The organism is Bacillus infantis (assembly GCF_020171945.1).
Lineage (GTDB): Bacteria > Bacillota > Bacilli > Bacillales > Cytobacillaceae > Bacillus_AB > Bacillus_AB infantis_A.
The window spans coordinates 40,008-60,283 of the sequence record NZ_JAIVAP010000001.1; the positions used below are offsets into that span (position 1 = coordinate 40,008).

Annotated in this window: 19 protein-coding genes and 1 riboswitch; of the genes, 15 read left to right on the plus strand and 4 right to left on the minus strand. The window is 44.6% G+C overall.

Features of this window, described 5'->3' with window-relative positions; genetic code table 11:
- Positions 1-200 precede the first annotated feature (200 nt).
- On the plus strand, positions 201-1,535 hold the full coding sequence (locus LCM00_RS00190) for a PAS domain-containing sensor histidine kinase (RefSeq protein ID WP_224896725.1): 1,335 nt from the start codon (positions 201-203) through the stop codon (positions 1,533-1,535).
- A 76-nt stretch (positions 1,536-1,611) separates the two neighbouring features.
- Here LCM00_RS00190 and LCM00_RS00195 read toward each other — a convergent pair whose 3' ends face one another.
- Positions 1,612-2,697, minus strand: a complete 1,086-nt coding sequence (locus tag LCM00_RS00195; RefSeq protein WP_224896727.1) for an AI-2E family transporter — start codon at positions 2,695-2,697, stop codon at positions 1,612-1,614.
- A gap of 165 nt (positions 2,698-2,862) precedes the next feature.
- Between LCM00_RS00195 and LCM00_RS00200 the strand changes: the two genes are divergently transcribed.
- The gene (locus tag LCM00_RS00200; RefSeq protein ID WP_224896729.1) at positions 2,863-3,897 is read left to right on the plus strand and encodes a mechanosensitive ion channel family protein; all 1,035 of its coding nucleotides are present in this window, start codon (positions 2,863-2,865) and stop codon (positions 3,895-3,897) included.
- 46 nt (positions 3,898-3,943) lie between these two features.
- Here the strand turns inward: LCM00_RS00200 and LCM00_RS00205 are convergent, their stop codons facing one another.
- Complete coding sequence (locus tag LCM00_RS00205) at positions 3,944-4,135, minus strand: hypothetical protein (protein ID WP_224896732.1); 192 nt, start codon at positions 4,133-4,135, stop codon at positions 3,944-3,946.
- A 216-nt stretch (positions 4,136-4,351) separates the two neighbouring features.
- Here LCM00_RS00205 and LCM00_RS00210 point away from each other — a divergent pair, with 216 nt between their 5' ends.
- From LCM00_RS00210 to LCM00_RS00225, 4 genes are all read left to right on the plus strand, one after another.
- Positions 4,352-4,798, plus strand: coding sequence for a C40 family peptidase (locus LCM00_RS00210; protein ID WP_148976937.1), 447 nt, complete (start codon positions 4,352-4,354; stop codon positions 4,796-4,798).
- A gap of 104 nt (positions 4,799-4,902) precedes the next feature.
- Positions 4,903-7,194 (plus strand): helicase C-terminal domain-containing protein, encoded by a 2,292-nt coding sequence (locus LCM00_RS00215; RefSeq protein ID WP_224896734.1) that lies wholly within the window; start codon positions 4,903-4,905, stop codon positions 7,192-7,194.
- 113 nt (positions 7,195-7,307) lie between these two features.
- Positions 7,308-7,414: riboswitch (SAM riboswitch) on the plus strand.
- An 82-nt stretch (positions 7,415-7,496) separates the two neighbouring features.
- Positions 7,497-8,543: an LLM class flavin-dependent oxidoreductase gene (locus LCM00_RS00220; protein ID WP_224896736.1), complete on the plus strand. Its 1,047-nt coding sequence runs from the start codon at positions 7,497-7,499 to the stop codon at positions 8,541-8,543.
- 14 nt (positions 8,544-8,557) lie between these two features.
- Entirely contained in the window at positions 8,558-9,523 is a 966-nt protein-coding gene (locus LCM00_RS00225; protein ID WP_224896738.1) for an ATP-grasp domain-containing protein, read from the plus strand.
- A gap of 126 nt (positions 9,524-9,649) precedes the next feature.
- Here the strand turns inward: LCM00_RS00225 and LCM00_RS00230 are convergent, their stop codons facing one another.
- The gene (locus LCM00_RS00230; protein WP_224896740.1) at positions 9,650-10,264 is read right to left on the minus strand and encodes a YczE/YyaS/YitT family protein; all 615 of its coding nucleotides are present in this window, start codon (positions 10,262-10,264) and stop codon (positions 9,650-9,652) included.
- Between the two features lie 371 nt (positions 10,265-10,635).
- Here LCM00_RS00230 and LCM00_RS00235 point away from each other — a divergent pair, with 371 nt between their 5' ends.
- From LCM00_RS00235 to LCM00_RS00275, 9 genes are all read left to right on the plus strand, one after another.
- Positions 10,636-12,606: an LTA synthase family protein gene (locus LCM00_RS00235; RefSeq protein ID WP_224896742.1), complete on the plus strand. Its 1,971-nt coding sequence runs from the start codon at positions 10,636-10,638 to the stop codon at positions 12,604-12,606.
- A gap of 133 nt (positions 12,607-12,739) precedes the next feature.
- Complete coding sequence (locus LCM00_RS00240) at positions 12,740-12,973, plus strand: group-specific protein (protein WP_224896744.1); 234 nt, start codon at positions 12,740-12,742, stop codon at positions 12,971-12,973.
- A 448-nt stretch (positions 12,974-13,421) separates the two neighbouring features.
- A complete protein-coding gene (locus tag LCM00_RS00245) occupies positions 13,422-14,384 on the plus strand; it encodes an RNA polymerase sigma factor (protein WP_224896746.1) in 963 nt (320 codons plus the stop codon).
- A 91-nt stretch (positions 14,385-14,475) separates the two neighbouring features.
- A complete protein-coding gene (locus LCM00_RS00250) occupies positions 14,476-14,847 on the plus strand; it encodes a VOC family protein (RefSeq protein ID WP_224896747.1) in 372 nt (123 codons plus the stop codon).
- A gap of 23 nt (positions 14,848-14,870) precedes the next feature.
- Complete coding sequence (locus tag LCM00_RS00255; protein ID WP_224896748.1) at positions 14,871-15,584, plus strand: nucleotidyltransferase domain-containing protein; 714 nt, start codon at positions 14,871-14,873, stop codon at positions 15,582-15,584.
- Positions 15,585-15,603: 19 nt separating this feature from the next.
- On the plus strand, positions 15,604-16,818 hold the full coding sequence (locus LCM00_RS00260; protein ID WP_404802135.1) for an alanyl-tRNA editing protein: 1,215 nt from the start codon (positions 15,604-15,606) through the stop codon (positions 16,816-16,818).
- A gap of 793 nt (positions 16,819-17,611) precedes the next feature.
- Positions 17,612-17,827 (plus strand): helix-turn-helix transcriptional regulator, encoded by a 216-nt coding sequence (locus tag LCM00_RS00265; protein ID WP_101547618.1) that lies wholly within the window; start codon positions 17,612-17,614, stop codon positions 17,825-17,827.
- Positions 17,796-18,206, plus strand: a complete 411-nt coding sequence (locus LCM00_RS00270; RefSeq protein WP_318247583.1) for a permease — start codon at positions 17,796-17,798, stop codon at positions 18,204-18,206. Before LCM00_RS00265 ends, LCM00_RS00270 begins: the two co-directional genes overlap by 32 nt.
- A gap of 85 nt (positions 18,207-18,291) precedes the next feature.
- Positions 18,292-18,927 carry an FMN-dependent NADH-azoreductase gene (locus tag LCM00_RS00275; protein ID WP_224896750.1) on the plus strand — a complete coding sequence of 212 codons (636 nt, stop codon included), beginning with the start codon at positions 18,292-18,294 and terminating at the stop codon, positions 18,925-18,927.
- Between the two features lie 47 nt (positions 18,928-18,974).
- Here the strand turns inward: LCM00_RS00275 and LCM00_RS00280 are convergent, their stop codons facing one another.
- Positions 18,975-19,601 (minus strand): FMN-dependent NADH-azoreductase, encoded by a 627-nt coding sequence (locus LCM00_RS00280; RefSeq protein ID WP_224896751.1) that lies wholly within the window; start codon positions 19,599-19,601, stop codon positions 18,975-18,977.
- Positions 19,602-20,276: the final 675 nt, after the last annotated feature.

The following is a 20,276-nucleotide window of genomic DNA, read 5'->3' on the forward strand; positions in this document are numbered from 1 at the left end:
AAATCGATTGTTAAATCACATCGACGATTGAATTAATCAATTATTATTGCGCTAAAAAGGAAAACTTTAGTAAGATTGAAATAACGTTTTAAGCTTTATCGGAGGCAATATGAAGAATACTAACATGTTTATGCAGCTGTTTTATCAATCCACGATCCCACAGACTGTGATGATCGGCAATATAGACCAAATGATAGTCAATGAGGCCTTTTGCAGATTTCTCGGTTATTCAACGGAAGAGTGGCCAGGCCGTCACTATTAAAGATGTAAGCCATCCGGATGATTATAAAAAAGATTTAGAGCTTCTCAATGAAGTCTTTGCTGGAAAACAGACGAGTTGCAAGCTTGAAAAGAGATACATCTGCAAAAATGGCTTACTGAAAATGGGCCTGCTCAATCTTTCCCTTGTTATGGGGGATGGGGCGGACGAGAAATACTTGTTATGCCAGATTGTTGATATCACCGAACAAAAGCAATTGGAGAAGAATAGGGAAGAAAGCGAGCGCAAATACAGGCTGCTGGCAGATAATATCTCAGATTTAATCATTCTCCACAAGCATGATATTTCTTATTTGTATGCTTCACCATCGGTTAAGCGGATTCTGGGATATGAACCGGAAGAAATGCTGGAGCTGGACGCTTTACAGCTTATACACCCTGAAGATATCGGGGAAGTAAAAAGCAAACAGCAGCAGATCCTGCATTCAGGTGAGCCCGTCCTGGTCACTCACCGAGTCAAAAAGAAGGACGGTAATTATATCTGGATGGAATCCCATGTGAAAGGTGTTGGCGAGTATTCCCATGACGAAGGTGCTCAGCTTCTATCGGTCTCCCGGGACATTGAGCAAAGAATAGAGACGAGTGAATTGCTGAGAAGGTCGGAAAAGCTGGCAGTTGTAGGCCAGATGGCAGCAGCTGTAGCTCATGAAATCAGGAATCCCCTGACACCTATAAAGGGATTTATGCAGCTGTTTTCAGACGGACAAAGCTTCAATCCTGCTTTTTCTTCCATCATTATTAATGAAATTAACCGAATAGAAAGCATCATTACGGAATTTCTTGCACTTGCAAAGCCCCACAGCACGAAAGTTGAAGTTCTTGAACTGAATGATCTCATCAGGCATGTTGTTGATTTAATGATGCCTCAGGCGTTGATGGACAATAAAGAGCTTATATTCAAGCCGGGGTCTGAAAGCTATAAGCTGCATGGAGATCCTAATTCACTAAAGCAGCTTTTTATAAATATCATTCAAAATGCGCTTGATGCCATTGAAGAAAAAGGACGCTGTATCATCAGCACGTTAATGGCAGATGGAGAGATATGCGCCATCATCAAAGACAACGGATGCGGCATCCCGGAAGAAAGGCTTACAAATCTGGGGGAGCCTTTTTATTCAACAAAAGAGAAGGGGACCGGCCTCGGCCTGATGACAAGCTATAAAATTGCTGATGACCATCATGGGAGGGTAAAAGTCGAAAGTGAAGAGGGTAAGGGTACTGCGGTAAAAGTCTACTTTCCGGCCAGCGGCCATTAATTTTTTCATGAACTGCAGAAATCAAGAATGCTAAAAACCGCCTGGCTTAATCTCCAGGCGGTTCTTCGTTGTTTCCTCACTCTTTGTTTCCTATTGACGCTGTTAAATGGCGGAGCCGGTAAAACTTCCAGAAATCCCTCACAATCACCTTGACAACAGAGTAGAATGGGATGGCCACCAGGATACCGATGAAGCCGTAGAGGGAACCGGCAACCAGCAGGAGGAGAATGACTGTCAGCGGATGGATGTTCAGCCTTTTCCCCATTACTTGCGGTGTTATGAGATTTCCTTCCAGCTGCTGGACCGCAACAAGGACAATCAGGATTTTGACTACCATGAATGGGTCCTGCATTAATCCGACAAATATGGCAGGAATGATGCCGAGAAGCGGTCCCAGAAAAGGGACGACTGTCAGGAACGTGGCAAACAATGCAAGAACCAGGGCATAATCAAGGCCGATGATCAGATAGCCGATATACATGAGGATCCCGTCGGCCAAAGCGATGATGAACTGCCCGATGATATAGGCTGATAGTGTCTTGTCAATATCAAGCAATATCCGGTTCCCTTCTATTTTGTGCTCATCCGGTATCCACTTCAGCAGTTTTGGCCGGAGCTTTTCGTCATCTTTTGAAAAATAGAACAGAATGAAGGGGACAACAACCAGTACGGTAGCGATGCTTGTTATGGCTGAGATGATCCCGGTCAGATTGCTGCCGACTGTATTAAAGAAAGATTGCGAATAGGAAAGGACCTTCTGTTCAATCTCCTCATAGGAAAGGAAGCCAAAGTCGTTCTTATCGACCATCTCCTTGGTCTCGGAACTAAGGTCCTCCATTTTATCCGGGAAAGAGTCAGATATTTGGGTGATCTGTTCTGCTATCAGGCTTCCGCCGTAATAAAAAATTCCGGTTCCGACTCCAATCAGTGTGGCAAATACAACAAGGATGGAAGCGGTCTTCGGTATATAGCCGCCCAGCCAGCGGATAACTGGCCTGAGGATATAGTAAAGGAGGCCCGATATCAGGATCGGAAAGAAAATGGTGGCCACAAGCTTCCTGAAAGGCCAAATGAACCAATCGATCTTACCGAGCAGAAAAATTACAGTCAGTACGAGGATGGCTCCTGTTATATACATAAAAAACGGTTTTCTAATCCACATATTATCCCCCTGGAGTCCATAATTACAATTAATATTCCCCTTCCTTTTTTCCCTTGCCGCCTTGCTCCAAACCCATTCTTTTGCCGGCTGAAAAAAACATCCCAGTTTAGAAACCGGCTGCATAAGGAATACAAAGAGAAATAAAGGTTGTAAAGGTGAATGATGATGGACTTTTTTAAAGAACTATCAAGACAAGAATATATCCTGTTTTTCTCCTGGCTTGCTTCCATATGGATCCTTAAATACATACTGCAATTCTTTGCTGCAAGAAGGCAATGGTCCCAGCCGGAAGCAAAGGAAGGCATACTCTCGGTCCTCAATTGGGCTGCCTTTTATGCTTCACTGATACTGTTTTTGAACTTTTTTTCAACGCAGAATTGGCTGAATTATACGCTTTATCAGGCAGGGGATGTTAAGGTTTCACTGCGGCTGATTTTTACTGCCTTCCTCATTGTTTCCCTGGCGAATAAGTTTGTCAGAGTTATTACGCTCCAAATCCTGTCTTCTGTCTACGAACATTATCATGTCGACAGGGGGCTGAGGTATACATTTAACCGCTTTATCTATTATGCGGTCATGATTGCTGCAGTTGCCGTCAGCCTGACAACGGTGGGCCTTGACCTTACTGCGGCAGGGGCGGCGCTCGGGGTGCTCGGAATCGGGATTGGCTTTGGTATGAGAAATATCGCCGGCAACTTCATTTCAGGCATCATCATCCTGTTTGAACGGCCTGTAGAAGTGGGGGAACTGATTGAGATCAATAATAAAATCGGAACCATTGAAAGCATCCGGCTTCGTTCCACTATTGTAAGAACAGCCAAAGAGGGGACATTGATCGTTCCGAACCAGCATTTTATTGAACAGATCATCAAAAACCGGACCGGATCGGAAATGCTTGCTTCTGTGGAGGTCAGTATTGAGTTCGGCGAAGATACAGGCAGGATTGAAAGGCTGCTGAAAGAGGCGGTCCTTCAGGAGGCGGATCGTTTTTCAGCTTATTTAAAAGTCGACCTTGCTGAAATAAGGCTTGTTGACTTCAAGTATAATACGATGCTGTTTTTAATCGAGGTCCCGGTCAGGAATTTTGATACAAAGCAAAAATATGAAAGCCGCCTGCGCCATGCGATAGCCGGGATTTTTTATGAACATAATATCAGCCTTGCCAGCTTTCCTGCAGTAAAGGGAGAGGCTGGTATGTAAACGGAGGCCGGAACATTGGCCTCTGTTTTTTTCAGGTGAATTGAAACTAATGCTTTCTGCCAAACAATGCCTTCAAGCCAAGGAAAAGCAGGGCTGCTGCAAATAGTATCATTGCTGATACACCTACTGCAGTGATAAAAGCGGCAAAACCTCCTGTCACGAAAGCCAGCCCGGCTGTTTTCACCAGTGCGTACCCTGCCAGGATGCATGCAAGATAGAGAAGCGGAAGCTGCTGCATGAAAAACACCTCCTTTTTTGACAGTATATGTACTTTAGGAAATGGGGGATTGGGTAGATTGCAACCGCTCACAATAGTCATGTTGGTCGAAAAACGTCAGTATTTGTAATCTGTTTGTTACATAACAAACATCATAATGTAAAATATTTTTCAGGAAGCATGTGAGAAACTAAGTTCATTACAAAAACAGAGAGAGAAAATTACTTGGGGGACAACATGAAGAAGCTGATCACATGCGTTTTTCTTTGCACTAGCCTGCTTTTTGCCGGATTGTTTGGGGGAGAAAATACAGAAGCGGCTTCCTATGGTTCTTCTGCGGCTGCCACGGCCCAAAAATACATAGGAGTTCCTTATAAATGGGGCGGCACTTCGCCAAAGGGCTTCGACTGTTCAGGCCTTGTCGGGTTCACCTACAGCAAAGCCGGGAAAAAGATTCCCAGGACTACCGGGCAGCTTTATAAAACAGGACAAGCAGTACAAAAGAAAAGCCTGAAAAAAGGGGACGTCGTTTTTTTCAGCACCTATAAAAAAGGGCCCTCTCATGTCGGCCTTTACCTTGGAGGCAACAAATTCATCCATGCATCAAGCTCCAAGGGCGTTAAAATTGATTCTATGTCCAATCCTTATTGGAGCAAAGCATATTATGGAGCTAAACGTATTTAAATGAATGAAAACAAGGGCGGGCCAATCCTGTCCTTTTTGTTTGCCTCAGTCAGGGAACGTATGTGCTATAATGGTTCTATTATAGATGGCAAGGAGACCTTGTGATGACTAAAAGCTGGAGAATTTCTGCCAGAAGCCTGGCGGAATATGTATATCGTTCCGGAAGCATTGAGTCTGGATTTGCAGCAGCTTCTTCGATGGCAGAAGGAACGAAAGCACACCGGAAAATTCAGGGAGCCTATAAGGAAGAAGATGAGCATGAGGTCTTCTTGAAGGAAGCAATTCAGCATGAGGAGATTGAGTTTCTCCTTGAGGGCCGCTGCGACGGTATTATTAACGAGGAAGGGGATTTAGTCATAGATGAGATCAAGTCGACGGCAAAGGATCTGTCGGCCATAGATGAGGACACCCATCCCGTGCATTGGGCCCAGGCAAGATGCTATGCATATATGCTTGCAAAAGAGCGGGGGCTCAAGAGAATCACGGTTCAGCTTACTTATCTGCAAATCCGCACAGAAGAGGAAAAGCGCTTCAGGAAGGCAGAAACATTGGCATTCCTTGAAGACTATGTGAAAGGGCTGATTGCAGACTTTTATCCTTATGCCCGGCTCATGCTCAGTCATCGGGAAAAAAGGGACAGCAGCATTAAAGCTCTCCCATTCCCTTTTCCGGATTACAGAAAGGGCCAGCGAAAGCTTGCAAAGGCGGTGTACAAATCAATTCTGGACGAAAAGGATTTGTTTGCCCAGGCGCCAACCGGGACAGGAAAGACCATTTCAACATCTTTTCCCGCCATCAAAGCAATGGGAGAGGGACTTCTGTCAAGGATTGTGTATCTTACAGCCAAAACAATCACAAGGCAGGCGGCAGAAGAAGCTTTTTCGATGATGAAGCAAAAAGGCCTCCATATGCACACTGTAACCATTACTGCCAAGGACAAGATATGTTTTCTGGAGCAGACGGTCTGCCGGAAAGAACATTGCCCTTTCGCTGATGGGTTTTATGACCGCATTAATGAAGCTGTCCTCGATATCCTCTCCCATGAAACCACAGTTGACCGGACTGTTATTGAAAAATATGCCATGAAGCACACGGTATGCCCGTTTGAATTCTCCCTGGAGCTTGCTTATGCAGCAGACTCTATCATATGCGATTACAATTATATCTTTGATCCCCGGGTGTCCCTCAAAAGGCTTCATACAGAAGGAAAGAAAAAGACGGCCCTCCTGATTGATGAGGCGCATAATCTGGTCGACCGGGCGAGGGAGATGTTTTCTGCGGTACTTGGGAAGCAGAGTTTTCTTCAGCTGAAAAGGACTTATAAAAACACAGCCCCGCCGCTTTATGCTGCAGCTAAAAGAATGAATGATGTTTTCATCTCTTACAATAAAGAATTGAAGGAGGAGAGCTATCGTATTCATGAAGAGCTGCCGGAAAATTTGCTGGAGCATCTTGAGGAATTTTCCCTTTGCTCAGAAAAGGAGCTTATAAGCGGCAGGGGAAATGAGGGGCAGGAGCTGCTTCTTGATACTTATTTTTCTGTACAGGCTTTTTTGAGGATATCAAGGCTGGCAGATGAGCGGTTTGTCATCTATACAGAAAAGTCCGGAAAGGATGTTGTACTCAAGCTGTTTTGTTTAGATCCATCATATCTTGTCCAGAAAATGGGAAAGGGGTTCCGCAGCAAACTCTTTTTTTCGGCTACCTTCCAGCCATTCGATTACTTTAAAACCATGCTGGGCTGGAATGCAGAAAATTATTCCCTGTCACTGCCTTCCCCGTTCCCGAAAGAAAATGCAGAAGTCCTTGCTTTGCCGCTTTCCACCCGATACAGGGACAGAGGCGCAACAGGATCTGCATTGATTACCGCGGTGGAGAGGCTGACAGCTGAAAGACCCGGAAATTATCTGATGTTTTTTCCATCATATCAATATATGAGGGAAATCCATGAACAAATGAAAGATTCGGGCAATATCAGGATGATAGTCCAGGAGCAGGGCATGACAGAAGGCGAAAGAGAAGAATTTCTGGCTTCATTCGAGGAAAATCCTGCAGAAAGCCTTCTCGGCTTCGCTGTGCTTGGCGGTATTTTCTCCGAGGGAATCAATTTGAAGGGAACCCGGCTTGGCGGTGTTATCATTGTTGGTGTTGGGCTTCCGCAGCTGAGCCTGGAGCGAAACCTGATTAAGGATCACTTTCAGTCTGCAGGAAAAAACGGCTATGATTATGCGTATACTTTTCCGGGAGCCAATAAAGCAGCCCAGGCTGGCGGACGCCTTATCCGTTCAGAGGAAGACACAGGAACAATCCTGCTGATTGATGACCGCTTCCTTCAAAAAAGATATGAAAAACTGCTTCCTGCAGAATGGTTTCCGCTAAAAAGGCTCACACGATAATTAGGGCTTGTAGAAAAAAGAAAAAAGCAGTATCATTTTTTAAAATAGTTAGACTAGTCAGTTGACAGAAAACCGACCTTTGTTGTAGGATTACTATGAAATCAATTGAATATTTCTTATCGAGAGTGGTGGAGGGACTGGCCCTGTGATACCCGGCAGCCGCTGACTTAGTCAGAATGGTGCTAAATCCAGCAAAGCGCAATGCTTTGGCAGATAAGATAGAGGCATATCAAACTTCTTCTTATCGGGGAAGTTTTTTTTTATTGCTGACAACAAGGTGCAAGTGAGAGGAGAAGAGACAGATGAAATACGGATTTTGGCTGCCGATCTTTGGAGGCTGGCTGCGCAATGTAGAAGATGAGAATATGCCCCCGACCTTCAGCTATGCAAAAGAAGTCATCCAGGCAGCAGAGAAGTGGGGATATGATACCACATTAATAGCAGAACTTTACTTGAATGATATAAAAGGCCCGGAGCAGGATTCGCTTGAAGCATGGTCTACAGCGGCCGCTCTTGCTGCGGTGACTGAGAAGATAGAAATTATGACGGCTGTCCGCCCAGGCTTCCACAATCCTGCCGTAACGGCAAAGATGGCGAGCAATATTGACCATATCAGCAATGGCCGTTTTACACTGAATGTCGTATCGGCATGGTGGGAGGAAGAGGCTCGCCAGTATGGAGGCATCTTTACAGAGCATGATGAACGCTATGACCGGACGGAAGAATTCGTCAAGGTTATGAAAGGTTTATGGGAAGAAGAGACTTTTAATTTTGACGGAAAATATTATTCTATCAAAAATGCCCATTTGTCCCCTAAGCCGGTGCAAAGGCCGAATCCGATCCTTTATGCAGGCGGAGAAAGCCCGCGAGGCAAAGAGGCGATTGTTAATCACTGTGATGCCTATGTTATGCACGGCGGTACAGTTGAAGAAGTAAAAGCTAAAATCGATGATATGAGAGCACGCAGACAGGAAAGCGGAAAAGAGCCATTTAAATCGTTTGGCCTGGCTGCCTATATTGTCTGCCGCGACACAGAAGAAGAGGCACAGGAAGAGCTTGCCCGCATCACTAATGTAAAGGAATCAAGCGGCTATGCAGGCTACAAAGATTTTGTCGGCAAATCACAGCTCGAGCAGCAGGTAAAGCTGTACGATTATTCCGTTTCCAACCGCGGCCTCAGGCCGAATCTGATTGGAACCCCTGAACAGATTGCTGAACAGATTCTTGCCTATGAAGAAGCCGGCGTCGATCTGCTGCTGCTTCAGTTCTCTCCACAGCTGGAGGAAATGCAGAGATTTTCTGAAAAAGTCATGCCGCTGGTTGAATCCAAAAGGAAAATTCTAAAGTAAAAGAGGGAGAACATATGAGCAAAATACACATCATACACGAAAACAGCGAATGGACTGCCCATTTGACAAAAAGGCTGGAGGAGCTGGGTCTTCCTTATGAGGAATGGTTCTTGAACGAAGGGATTGTTGATTTGACCAGTGCACCCCCGGAGGGTATTTTCTACAGCAGGATGAGCGCTTCTTCCCACACAAGGGGGAACCGCTTTGCTCCTGAACTTACTGAGTCGGTCCTTTCATGGCTTGAACAGCATGGCCGCACTGTTTTCAACGGAAGCCGTGCTTTGAGGCTTGAGGTCAGCAAAGTTAATCAATATACAGCACTGAATGCTGCCGGGATCGCGACTCCGAAAACAATAGCAGCTGTCGGGAAAAATCAAATTCTTGAAGCAGCTGTAAAGCTCGACAGCGCCCCGTTCATCACGAAGCATAACCGCGCAGGCAAAGGGCTCGGTGTTCAGCTGTTCCATTCACTGGATGCATTGAGGGAATATGTCGAAGGGCCAAATTTTGAAGAGCCTGTCGATGGCATCACCCTGATCCAGGAATATATTGAGTCGCCGGAATCATATATTACCAGATGCGAGTTCGTCGGCGGAAAATTCGTCTATGCCGTCCAGGTTGATACCTCAGAAGGCTTTGAGCTTTGCCCGGCCGATGCCTGCCAAATCGGCGATCTTTTCTGCCCGGTTGGCGAAGAGGTGGAAGAGAAGCCAAAGTTTAAGATCATTGAAGGCTTCAATGATCCAATCATTGAAAAATACGAAACTTTCCTCAAGAATAACGGCATTCAAATCGCCGGAATTGAATTCATTAAAAATGCCAATGGGGATATTTATACGTACGATGTCAACACAAACACAAACTATAATACTGACGCAGAAGCAAAAGCCGGCAAATACGGTATGCTTGAAGCCGCCAAATTCCTCGGTGCCGAGCTTGAAAAAGAACAATCAAAGGTAAGGGAATACAGCAGAGTTTGATAAATTATAGAAGAAAGCCGCTCATTTGGGAGCGGCCTTCTTTAATTACTTTTGACTTTTATTGGCTGAACGAACGAATAAATCAGTAAAAAATGAAAGTTATTAATTCACTCCTAATCTGCTAATTTAAGCAGCAGCCCTCTTAAACCCATTTGCCATCAATAATTCCAGCTTAGGGTGGAAATACTGCACCACAAGGCCAAGTGTCAGTGTGACCAGAATTGTTCCTGGGCCGATCGCTCCCTGGAAAAGGAAAGCAAGAACAAGGGCAAATCCTTCACTTACAATACGGGAAATCCTTAAAGACAGGCCGAACCTGGTATGAACGGCGACCATCAGGGTATCCATCAGGCTTGGCGGGAACTTCGCCTGAAGATAGACGGCGATCCCGAGACCCATCGTCAGAATGCCTGAAAGCAAAGTGCAGGACTGAGTTAACAGCATGGCTGGAGAAAAGTCCTTGAACACTGCCAGCAGCCAGAAATCGATTAAAGCACCAATGACGAGAATGGTTCCCGCCGAAAGAACTTCCGGCTTTTTCTTCAATAATATAGAGTTGATAACGATCAAAGCGAGTCCATTTATAAAAACACAAGTCCCCACAGTCAGCCCAAACAGATTAGATTCCCCAACTGCTAATGCATCCCATGCAGAAGCGCCTAGGGCAGATTTGATAATGAGCGCTACACCCATTGTGAGGACAAGCAGCCCTGCTGTAAAAAATAAGATTCTTTCCTTCATTTTATTCTCCTTTTTATCAGGCTGTTACACCTTTGTTTCCTGTTTTAGCCGCATGAGAGAAAGCGGATTCACGCGGAAGATACATTGTACCATCAGAAATTCTTGTATAAAAGATTAATTTTTTCCCAAAACAAAATTTGCTTCAAATTTGAAGAATGTTTTCAAGTAGGATAAAATATGGTATAGTATTTAACATTCGTTCACTATTAATTAACGAATCTTTTACAAAAACTAGGTTCTGAGCCCGCGGGTTCGGATTATAAAGTTTTTTCCGAACTTAGCGGCTGCTAAGTTTTTCTAGTTTTGGCAGGAAGCATGAAATAGGAATTTGTGCTCTTGCAATAACTTTACTAACTAAGAGGTGTAAAAGGATGAAATCGATCTTAAAATCGCCTAAGGAGCTATTTAAAAACAGCATGGCCGTTTTTTTCCTTGCAGTTGTTTTGCTGTGGCTGAAAACATATGCTGCCTATCAGATTGAATTCAATTTAGGAATCGACAACAGCATGCAGGAATTCCTGCTTTTCCTGAATCCGCTGAGCTCGTCCCTTCTTTTCCTGGGGATCGCGCTATTTTTTAAAGGAAAGATACAATCAGGCGTACTGATTGCAGTTCAGTTTCTGCTGTCTTTCCTGCTGTATGCCAATGTGGTGTACTACCGATTCTTCAATGACTTTATTACAGTCCCTGTCCTAATGCAGACAAAAACAAATGCCGGACAGCTTGGAGACAGTGCACTTTCACTGATGTCACCGTTTGATATCCTGTATTTTGCCGACACGATCCTTTTGATTGTACTGGCAGCGATCAAATGGTATAAGCCGGCGAAGCAGACACGGAAAAGAATGACGGCAAGCCTGGTGATTGCTGCTGCAATCATCACTTTCTTCATTAATCTCGGGCTTGCTGAGAAAGACCGTCCTGAACTCCTGACGCGCTCTTTTGACCGCAATTATCTGGTCAAGTATCTGGGCGCCTACAATTTCACTGTTTATGACATCATTCAAAATGCCAGGTCTGCCAGCCAGCGTGCCATGGCAGACAGCAGTGATATCACAGAGGTTGAAAACTATGTGAAAGCCAATTATGCAGAACCGAATCCTGATTATTTCGGTAAAGCAAAAGGCATGAATGTCATTTATGTTTCACTGGAATCTTTCCAGACATTCCTGATCGACTATAAGCTGGACGGCCAGGAAGTAACGCCATTCCTGAATTCACTGGCTCATAATGGACAGACTTTTTACTTCAAGAACTATTTCCACCAGACAGGACAAGGGAAAACTTCCGATGCCGAGTTCATGATGGAAAATTCCCTGTATCCGATGTCCCAGGGGGCTGTTTTTGTCAACAAGGCCCAAAACACCTACCAGGCAGCACCTGCGATACTGAAGACGCGCGGTTATACGTCAGCTTCTTTTCACGGGAATTATAAAACGTTCTGGAACCGGAATGAAATTTACAAATCCTTCGGCTATGACCGTTTCTTTGATGCCGAATATTACAACATGACAGATGAGAACACGAAGAACTATGGGCTCAAGGATAAGCCTTTCTTTAAAGAATCCATGCCGATGCTGGAAAGCCTGAAGCAGCCGTTCTATACAAAGTTCATCACTCTGTCCAATCACTTCCCATTCAAAATGGATGAAGGTGACACAGAATTCCAGCCGGCAGAAACAGAAGACAGTGTTGTTAATCATTACTTTACTTCTGCCAATTATATGGACCAGGCGCTTGAGCAGTTCTTTAACGACCTTAAAGCATCCGGCCTGTATGATAATACAGTGATCGTCATGTATGGTGACCATTATGGCATTTCAGAAAACCACAACCCTGCAATGGAGCAGGTTCTTGGCAAGGAAATCGATTCCTTTGAATATGCCCAGCTGCAGAGGGTCCCTCTGTTCATCCACGTACCTGGTGTAAAAGGCGGCGAGATGGACACATACGGTGGCGCGGTGGATGTAATGCCTACCCTGATGCATCTTCTTGGGGTCAGCACAAAAGACTATATGCAGATCGGTTCAGATTTATTGTCTGAAACCCACCGGGAAGTTATTCCTTTCCGCAACGGCGACTTCATCAGCCCGGAATATACTTCTGTTGATGAAAAATGCTACTCTACGGAAACCGGTGAAGAGCTTAAAGATGGCAGTGCGTGTGTAAGGCTGTCAGAACAAGCGAAGAAGGAACTGCTGATGTCTGATAATATCGTGTACAAAGATCTGCTGAGATTCCACAATCCAGAAGGCTTTGAACCGATCAACCGCAAGGATTACAAATATATTAAAGAAGAACCTGCCGAGGAAGCGAACCCAATGACAGGGCTTCAAAAATAAAACACCAAAAAGCAGAAGCCCCGGCTTCTGCTTTTTGCATGTTAGAATACTTTAAGGCAGGTGTAAATCCCCTGAAATTAGGGAACCTATTTAAAAAGTCAAATACTTTTTATAACAGAAAGGAGAGGTAAGGATGAGTGAATGCCAGCTGGACCATTCAGCAGAGGATGTTAAAAATAAATATGAACAGCAAAAAGGGCATCTCCCCAAAGAGCTTCAGCCACTGATGGAAGAATTCCTTCAAAAAGAACACACACAGGAAATCCTGAACGACGTATTTCATCTGTTAAAGAAATACGATCTTGCTTCAGAAGACGAGAAGGAAGAACGGGAGAGAAGGCTGTACTTGGTTGTTAATAATGTGTAAAAAAATAGAAAGAAAATCGAATTTGTGAGCTATTCAATTAGGTTTAGGGCATACTTGTTTCAAATCTAAAAATGAAAGCATAAAGTGCTATATGTCTCTAATTGGGAATATACTTACAAATTGATTGCCATAAAATTTAGAAGAACCTGTTGATTGGAGTGGAAGGCACGCAGACTCCTGCGGGAAATAGCGGAAGAGTTGAGACCCCACAGCGCGCAGCGCGAGGAGGCTTAGGCTCCGCCCCGCGGAAAGCGAAGTGCCTGGAACGGAAATCAACACCCCATTGCAAGCGGAAAAAATTTTTTCAGACAAAGGTATTTTTATATTCGTGAAGAAAAGAGCCGCTGTGGCTCTTTTTTGCTGTCTAATGAAGGAAATTGCCGAAAATTGCCGAAGTTGTTAGGTAAGCAAAAAGCAGCGAACATGTCATTCTGACAAAGGAGTCACCATGGAAGGTAATCAAGGTTTAGATACAATAAGCATGGAAATCAAAAACCTGGAAAAAAGATTCAAGCAGGAGATAGAGCCTTACCGCTCTTTACTGTGGAAATATTGCTACAGACTGACCGGCTCTCCATGGGATGCAGAAGATCTAGTCCAGGACACATTGCTGAAATCACTGGCAATGCTCTCAAAGGTTTTTCAGGAGCTGAATGTAAAATCCTATTTATTTAAAATCGCCACTAATGTATGGATCGATCAGCAAAGAAAGAACCGGATTGCCTATACAGATTCATATCCTATAGAAATTCTGGAAAGCGGGAGCGAGAAGCAGCTCGAGATCCTCCCAGCCCTCGATTATCTGGCCAGCCAGCTGAGTCCCAAGCAATTTGTCTGCCTTCTGCTAACAGACGTTTTTCTTTTTACAGCAAAAGAGGCTGCAGACATCGTCAGCCTTTCGCCTGGAGCTGTCTACGCAAATACGCAGAGGGCAAGAGATCTGTTAAAGGATATTCCTGAAAGGCAGCAGAATCGGAGAGTAATGAAAGGGCCTGCTTCATCTATCACACATGACAAGACAATCAGCACCATGCTTGAAGGCTTTCGAAGAAAAGACCCGGACATGATTGCTTCTCTCCTTGGCGAAAATCTCCTCACGGATATTACCCATGCTGGCGTGGAATTCGGAAAAAGAGAAACAGAAGGAAATTCGCTCAAGGATTGGGCAGAGGTGGTTTCCATGCAGGAAGGAGTCGAAGCAGCCATTGCCGTGCTATGGGGCAGGCAGATTATATTGGAGTTTGCTCTTAAATCCGGTGAAAAGCTGCTGCAGAACATTCACTATATTGAACTGGAAAATGATAAAATAGTGTATTGGAAATTTTATTGTTTTTCCTGGGATTTGATGATTGCAGCTGCAAAAGAGCTGGATGTGACACTCGGGGCAGATTATTTTTATCATATTTTTTAAATACAATGTATAATTTGGCTTCTTTTTCCCGTTATAGAACTTGAAGAGCTTTTGAATTGGTTCTATTAAAAAGACAGGGAGAGATGAAATGATGGGAACGCCAATAGTCAATAGGATGAATACGGTTTTTGTACATGTAGCAGATTTGAAAAAGTCGGCAGGGTGGTACTGTAAGCTTCTTGGCCAGAAAGTCACAGAGCCGGTTGAGAACCCGGTATATAATGTGAAAATTGATGGGGTGACTGGACTTACCCTGGATGCTGGATCATGCGCTGAAGTGAAAAGACCGCAGGCTGGCCCTTATCCATTGTTCAACCTGCATACCGGGGACATCCATAAGGCGTACAGCTGGATGGAGAACGAAGGTTTTGCCGTTCAAGAAGAAATTACTCACTTTGACGATTTCAGCTTTTTCAACGTAAAAGATCCTGACGGCCATATCATTATGATCTGTACAGGATAAAAAAGCATGGGGAGACTGGAAAAATGACAGGTACAAAAGAAAGGCTGCCTGCGGCCGAATCGGCGCAGATGCTTTTAGATGAAAGATTCCCGGACTGCAGAGGAGCCATCCTCGGAGGAAGCGTTGTTAGGGGAGAAGGAACCATCACTTCTGATCTGGATATTATCGTAATCAATGACAAGACTGGATCTGCCAGAAGAGAATCCTTCTATTATAAAGGATGGCCTGTTGAGCTTTTTGTTCACACCAGGGATTCCTGCAGAGAGTATTGCCGGAAGGATGCAGAAAGGGCCAGGCCGACGCTTCCGAGGATGCTGGCAGAGGGGCAGGTGTTAAAGGGTGAGGACTTTCTTAGCGGAATAAGGAATGAAGCCGCCCTCCTGCTGGCAGCTGGCCCTGCTCTGTGGACAGATGCTGAGCTGACTTTTAAGCGCTATTTCCTGACTGATGCTCTGGATGATTTCATGGGCAGCACTAAAAGGCATGAAACCCTTTTTATCGCTGGGAAACTGGCTGAGCTGGCACATGAATTTCTTCTTAGAACCAATAAGCAATGGATCGGCCAGTCAAAATGGATTTACAGGGAATTATCTCATTTTGATCAAGCCCTGGCGATTAGGTTCGCGGAATGCTTCGACAGCTTTTATCAAGACGGGGATAAACAACCCGTCATTGAGCTTGTGGATGACATCATGAAGCCGTTTGGCGGCAGATGCTTCGACGGTTTTTCGCTGTAAGGAAAATAATCCAAAGCAGATCAAAAAACAAAAAGGAATGAAAACACAGATGGAAAAGTTATATTATCAAGATCCTTACATAAAAGAATTTACAGCTTCGGTCATCCGCCAGGACCAGAAATCTGACGGTAAATGGTATGCAGTTCTGGATCGGACCGCTTTTTATCCGACCGGTGGGGGACAGCCTTTTGATACAGGGACGATTCATGGTATCTCTGTAACTGATGTTGAAGAAGAAGAAGGCGAAATCAGGCATTATCTTGAAGAGAAGCTTCCAGACGCAGGGGAAGTCCAGGGAGGGCTTAACTGGCAGAGAAGATTTGATCATATGCAGCAGCATGCAGGGCAGCATATTCTATCTGCTGCCTTTGATGAGCTGTTCGGGTACAGGACTGTCAGCTTTCATCTTGGAAAAGAGACTTTGACTATCGATCTTGAAACAGAGAACCTGAGTGAAGAAGAAGCAGCAAGGGCAGAAAGAAAAGCGAACGAGATTATTACAGATAATCTTCCGATTGAAACAAAATGGGTCAGTGAAGATGAGCTTGCAGGCTACCCATTAAGAAAAGAAACTAAGGTAAAAGAGAATATCCGTCTTGTTATCATTCCTGGATTTGACTATAACGGCTGCGGCGGAACCCACCCGAAAGCTACAGGGGAAGTCCAGGCTATAAAGATTCTCGGCTGGAGCCGGCAGAAGAAGCAGAACAGGGTAGAATTTGTCTGCGGCGGCAGGGTACTGAAGCAGCTGCACACCAAGAATGTAATTGTGAATCGGACAGGCCAGCTGATCAGTTCGCCAGAGGAGGAAATACCCGAGGCGATCATCAAGCTGCTCGATACGCAGAAACAGATGGAAAAAGAAATGGAGGAAATGAAGAACCAGCTTCTTGAGCAGGAAGGCAAGGAATATGCCAGAAGCGCCGTGGGTGGACAGCACATCATCCAGAAAGTTTTTCATGATAGAAGCATTAAAGAACTCCAGAAGCTGGCCAAGTCCATAGCCATGCAAAATGAACAGGCAGTTGTTTTATTTGCTGCGGAAAACGGCCGGCAGCTGCAGGCAGTATGTGCGAGCGGAACAGAAACAGACGCAGATATGAAAGGGATCATCCAGTCCATTCTCCCTGCCATCAATGGCAGAGGCGGAGGAAACAAGCATTTTGCCCAGGGAGGCGGAGAGGCTGAAATGAGCGGAGAAAGGCTTCTTGAGCTGATGATGGATAGTCTTTGATTGATTTTTTGGGGAGGCCCAGGAACATTTGGGGCCTTCCTTATTTTTTTTTGATGGGGTATTTTCAGCTTTTCTTTTGTCTGAAAAGTGATTTTAGAGATTTTGGCTAGTTATTATTGTGGTCTTTGGCTAGGTAGTGGACCCAGCGTGTTGGCTGGAACCACTATTTTGGATTTTCGCAGAAATAGTGGTTCCAGTGCTTGTGACTAGGACCACTATTTTGGATTTTCAAAGAAATAGCGGTTCCAGCGTTCGTGGCTAGGACCACTATTTTGGTTTTTCGCAGAAATAGTGGTTCCAGTGCTTGTGGCTGGAACCACTATTTTGGCTTTTCGCAGAAATAGTGGTTCCAGTGCTTGTGGCTAGGACCACTGTTTTGGATTTTCAAAGAAATAGCGGTTCCAGCGTTCGTGGCTAGGGCCACTATTTTGGCTTTTCCCAGAAATAGTGGTTCCAGTGCCCGTGTCTAGGACCACTATTTTGGTTTTTCCCAGAAATAGTGGTTCCAGCGCCTGAGGCTAGGACCACTATTTTGGTTTTTCCCAGAAATAGTGGTTCCAGCGCTCGTGGCTAGGACCACTATTTTGGTTTTTTCCAGAAATAGTGGTTCCAGCGCCCGAGGCTAGGACCACTATTTTGGTTTTTTCCAGAAATAGTGGTTCCAGCGCCCGTGGCTAGGACCACTATTTTGGCTTTTCAAAGAAATAGTGGTTCAAGCCCCCTCCGCATCTTATGTAAAGTTCACTTGACGTAAAGCTCCCTTTACAATATAGTAAAACCAAGGAGGACGTTTATGAAAAATAATTTGGCAGAGCTGAGAAAGAAGCATGGTTTTTCGCAGGACCGGCTTGCGGCCAGGCTGGGTGTCTCAAGGCAGACGATCATCAGCATTGAAAAAGGAAAATATTCACCTTCTCTTCCGCTTGCATTTCAAATTGCGAAGACCTTTGATACAACGATTGAACATATTTTTATCTATGAAGAAGAAACAAACAAGAAAGGAGAATGAACGGATGGAATCAAGACTGATTTTCTATATATGCGGGGGCTTATTTTTAATCATTACCCTCTTTATGGCCGTAATCGGCATATCGGCAGGGGAAAGCATCCTGCCGCAGACATGGACACTTCTTTCGATGACAGTTATGAGCTTTTCAATGGGATACCTTTATCCTCAGTTCAAGCAAAAGGACGAAAGAATGAAGCTGATCCGGCAGAAAGGCCTCTTTTACGCTTATTTTGCTCTCATTGTTTATTTCTTCATCTTTTTTCTGCTGCTTGGTCTTGGAATTATTGATATTTCTGCGCTTGAACTGCTGCAAATTTTATCAGGCCTGACAATCAGCACGGTCTTTTTGTCCATGGTATACGTTTCTAAAAGGATTTGACAGGGACGGCGGAATTTAACAGAACTGAAATCCTGCCATTTTGAGAAAGCTAAAAGGGTAAATCTCAATAAAAGGCGGGTATTCTATGGCAACTTTATTATATATCACTGCACATCCCCATGATGAAACACAATCCTTCAGCATGGCTGCCGGAACGGCATTTATTGAATCCTACCGTGAATCCAATCCGGGGGATGAAGTCATAAGGCTTGATCTGTATAAAGAGCATATTCCCCAGATTGATGCAGATGTATTCAGCGGATGGGGCAAGCTTCGCACGGGCAGCTCTTTTGATGACTTGTCTCAGGAAGAAAAAGAAAAAGTGAACAGGCTTTCAGAACTGACTGAGCAATTTGTATCTGCAGATAAATATGTTTTTGTTACTCCTTTGTGGAACTTCTCCTTTCCTCCAGTGATGAAGGCATATCTTGATTCTGTGTGTACAGCAGGGAAGACATTTAAATATACAGAACAGGGGCCGGTAGGTCTTCTTCCTGATAAAAAGGCCATTCATATCCAGGCGCGAGGCGGAATCTATTCCGAAGGTCCGGCCGCAGAAATGGAAATGGGGCACCGTTATATCGGGATCATTATGCAGTTCTTTGGGATTCCTTCTTTTGAAGGCATTTTTATTGAAGGCCACAACCAATTCCCGGACCGCGCCCAGCAAATTAAAGAAGAAGGCGTGGCAAAGGCGAAAGAGAAAGCCAAAACCTTTTAAGCATGCAAAAAAAGAGATTTCTGCCCGGCAGAAATCTCTTCTTGTATTTAAAATTTTGCAGCTGTATCAGCAGCCTGCTTGATGCCTTCAAAAATGATTTCTTCCGCTTTATCAGGGAACTGGTTGTGCCCCTCGGTCACGATGGAAGTGACGTCCTGGACTCCGAAGAAAGCCAGAAGTGTACTTACATATTTCTCAGACATTTCGACCTCTGCAGCAGGGCCTTCTGAATAAACTCCGCCCCTTGCATTCAAGAGAGCGACTTTTTTATCAGTAAGAAGACCTACAGCGCCGTTTTCAGTGTATTTGAATGTTTTGCCGGCTTGTGCCAGGTAGTCAAAGTATGTGTGAAGGACAGCTGGGACCGTAAAGTTCCAGAGCGGGAATGCGAACACAGCTTTATCCGCCTCAAGGAATTGGTTCAAATACTTTGTGATGCGGGCTGCAGCAGCTTCTTCTTCTGCATTCAGCTCCATGCCCTGGCCCTGCTTGTACATTGCTGTAATATGAAGATTATCATAATAAGGAAGATTTTCTTCAAACAAATCCAGTTCAGTGATTGTATCTTCCGGGTGGTTCTCCTTATAGCTGCTAAGGAAAGCATCGTACATTTGCACGCTGACTGCCTGGTCGGCAGGACGGGAGTTTGCTTTGATGAATAATACGTTTGACATTAGAATAATTCCTCCGTTAGTTACTAAGAAGTTTTCCGCAGGTTAATTATTTTTAATTCAAGATAATAAGCGGATATTGGCTATTATAGCTAGTCAGGCTGGAAGGGTCAAAGCATCTGCTTATACAAAAACATTAAAGGCAGCTTCCATTCCTGAAGCTGTCAATAAAAAAAGAAGGCGCCGGTCTCCCAGTCCAGCTTCCTTCCCTTACTCACAACTATGATGAGGCTTTTAACTGGCGCGCTTTCCTTTTCCCCCACATTTTTTTCACGATCGGATAGGCTATAGGAGCCCATTTAATGATGTTTTTCACCAATTTCTTCATAGCGGGATACCTCCTGGATTTATTTCCATTCCTATTCCCTTTCAGTGCCGGGGACAAACCTGCAGAAGATAAGAGGCAGTCCTGCTTAGAAAGGCGAAAACCAAATTTTGAGATCTGAGAATTGTTTTTGAACATGGTATGTCAAATCTAGATGTGTAGCTGTTTTGTTACATTCTATGGAACACTCCTGGTTGTTTACTGCTTCCACTGGCTAGTACAATAGTCTTATGTATGTGGAGGCGTGGAATTTACATGAGTTTCGGCGCTTCCATGAGCAGGAGCCGGCAGTGCAGCCGGCCTGCAGGATCAGGCTGATATGCTTCCTCGGTGACTTTGCCGCAGAAGCGCCG

Coding starts and splice junctions, on each gene's coding strand:
- LCM00_RS00190 (WP_224896725.1), top strand. CDS start 201: ATGAGGCCTTTTGCAGATTTCTCGGTTATTCAACGGAAGAGTGGCCAG.
- LCM00_RS00195 (WP_224896727.1), bottom strand. CDS start 2,697: ATGTGGATTAGAAAACCGTTTTTTATGTATATAACAGGAGCCATCCTC.
- LCM00_RS00200 (WP_224896729.1), top strand. CDS start 2,863: ATGGACTTTTTTAAAGAACTATCAAGACAAGAATATATCCTGTTTTTC.
- LCM00_RS00205 (WP_224896732.1), bottom strand. CDS start 4,135: ATGCAGCAGCTTCCGCTTCTCTATCTTGCATGCATCCTGGCAGGGTAC.
- LCM00_RS00210 (WP_148976937.1), top strand. CDS start 4,352: ATGAAGAAGCTGATCACATGCGTTTTTCTTTGCACTAGCCTGCTTTTT.
- LCM00_RS00215 (WP_224896734.1), top strand. CDS start 4,903: ATGACTAAAAGCTGGAGAATTTCTGCCAGAAGCCTGGCGGAATATGTA.
- LCM00_RS00220 (WP_224896736.1), top strand. CDS start 7,497: ATGAAATACGGATTTTGGCTGCCGATCTTTGGAGGCTGGCTGCGCAAT.
- LCM00_RS00225 (WP_224896738.1), top strand. CDS start 8,558: ATGAGCAAAATACACATCATACACGAAAACAGCGAATGGACTGCCCAT.
- LCM00_RS00230 (WP_224896740.1), bottom strand. CDS start 10,264: ATGAAGGAAAGAATCTTATTTTTTACAGCAGGGCTGCTTGTCCTCACA.
- LCM00_RS00235 (WP_224896742.1), top strand. CDS start 10,636: ATGAAATCGATCTTAAAATCGCCTAAGGAGCTATTTAAAAACAGCATG.
- LCM00_RS00240 (WP_224896744.1), top strand. CDS start 12,740: ATGAGTGAATGCCAGCTGGACCATTCAGCAGAGGATGTTAAAAATAAA.
- LCM00_RS00245 (WP_224896746.1), top strand. CDS start 13,422: ATGGAAGGTAATCAAGGTTTAGATACAATAAGCATGGAAATCAAAAAC.
- LCM00_RS00250 (WP_224896747.1), top strand. CDS start 14,476: ATGGGAACGCCAATAGTCAATAGGATGAATACGGTTTTTGTACATGTA.
- LCM00_RS00255 (WP_224896748.1), top strand. CDS start 14,871: ATGACAGGTACAAAAGAAAGGCTGCCTGCGGCCGAATCGGCGCAGATG.
- LCM00_RS00265 (WP_101547618.1), top strand. CDS start 17,612: ATGAAAAATAATTTGGCAGAGCTGAGAAAGAAGCATGGTTTTTCGCAG.
- LCM00_RS00270 (WP_318247583.1), top strand. CDS start 17,796: ATGAAGAAGAAACAAACAAGAAAGGAGAATGAACGGATGGAATCAAGA.
- LCM00_RS00275 (WP_224896750.1), top strand. CDS start 18,292: ATGGCAACTTTATTATATATCACTGCACATCCCCATGATGAAACACAA.
- LCM00_RS00280 (WP_224896751.1), bottom strand. CDS start 19,601: ATGTCAAACGTATTATTCATCAAAGCAAACTCCCGTCCTGCCGACCAG.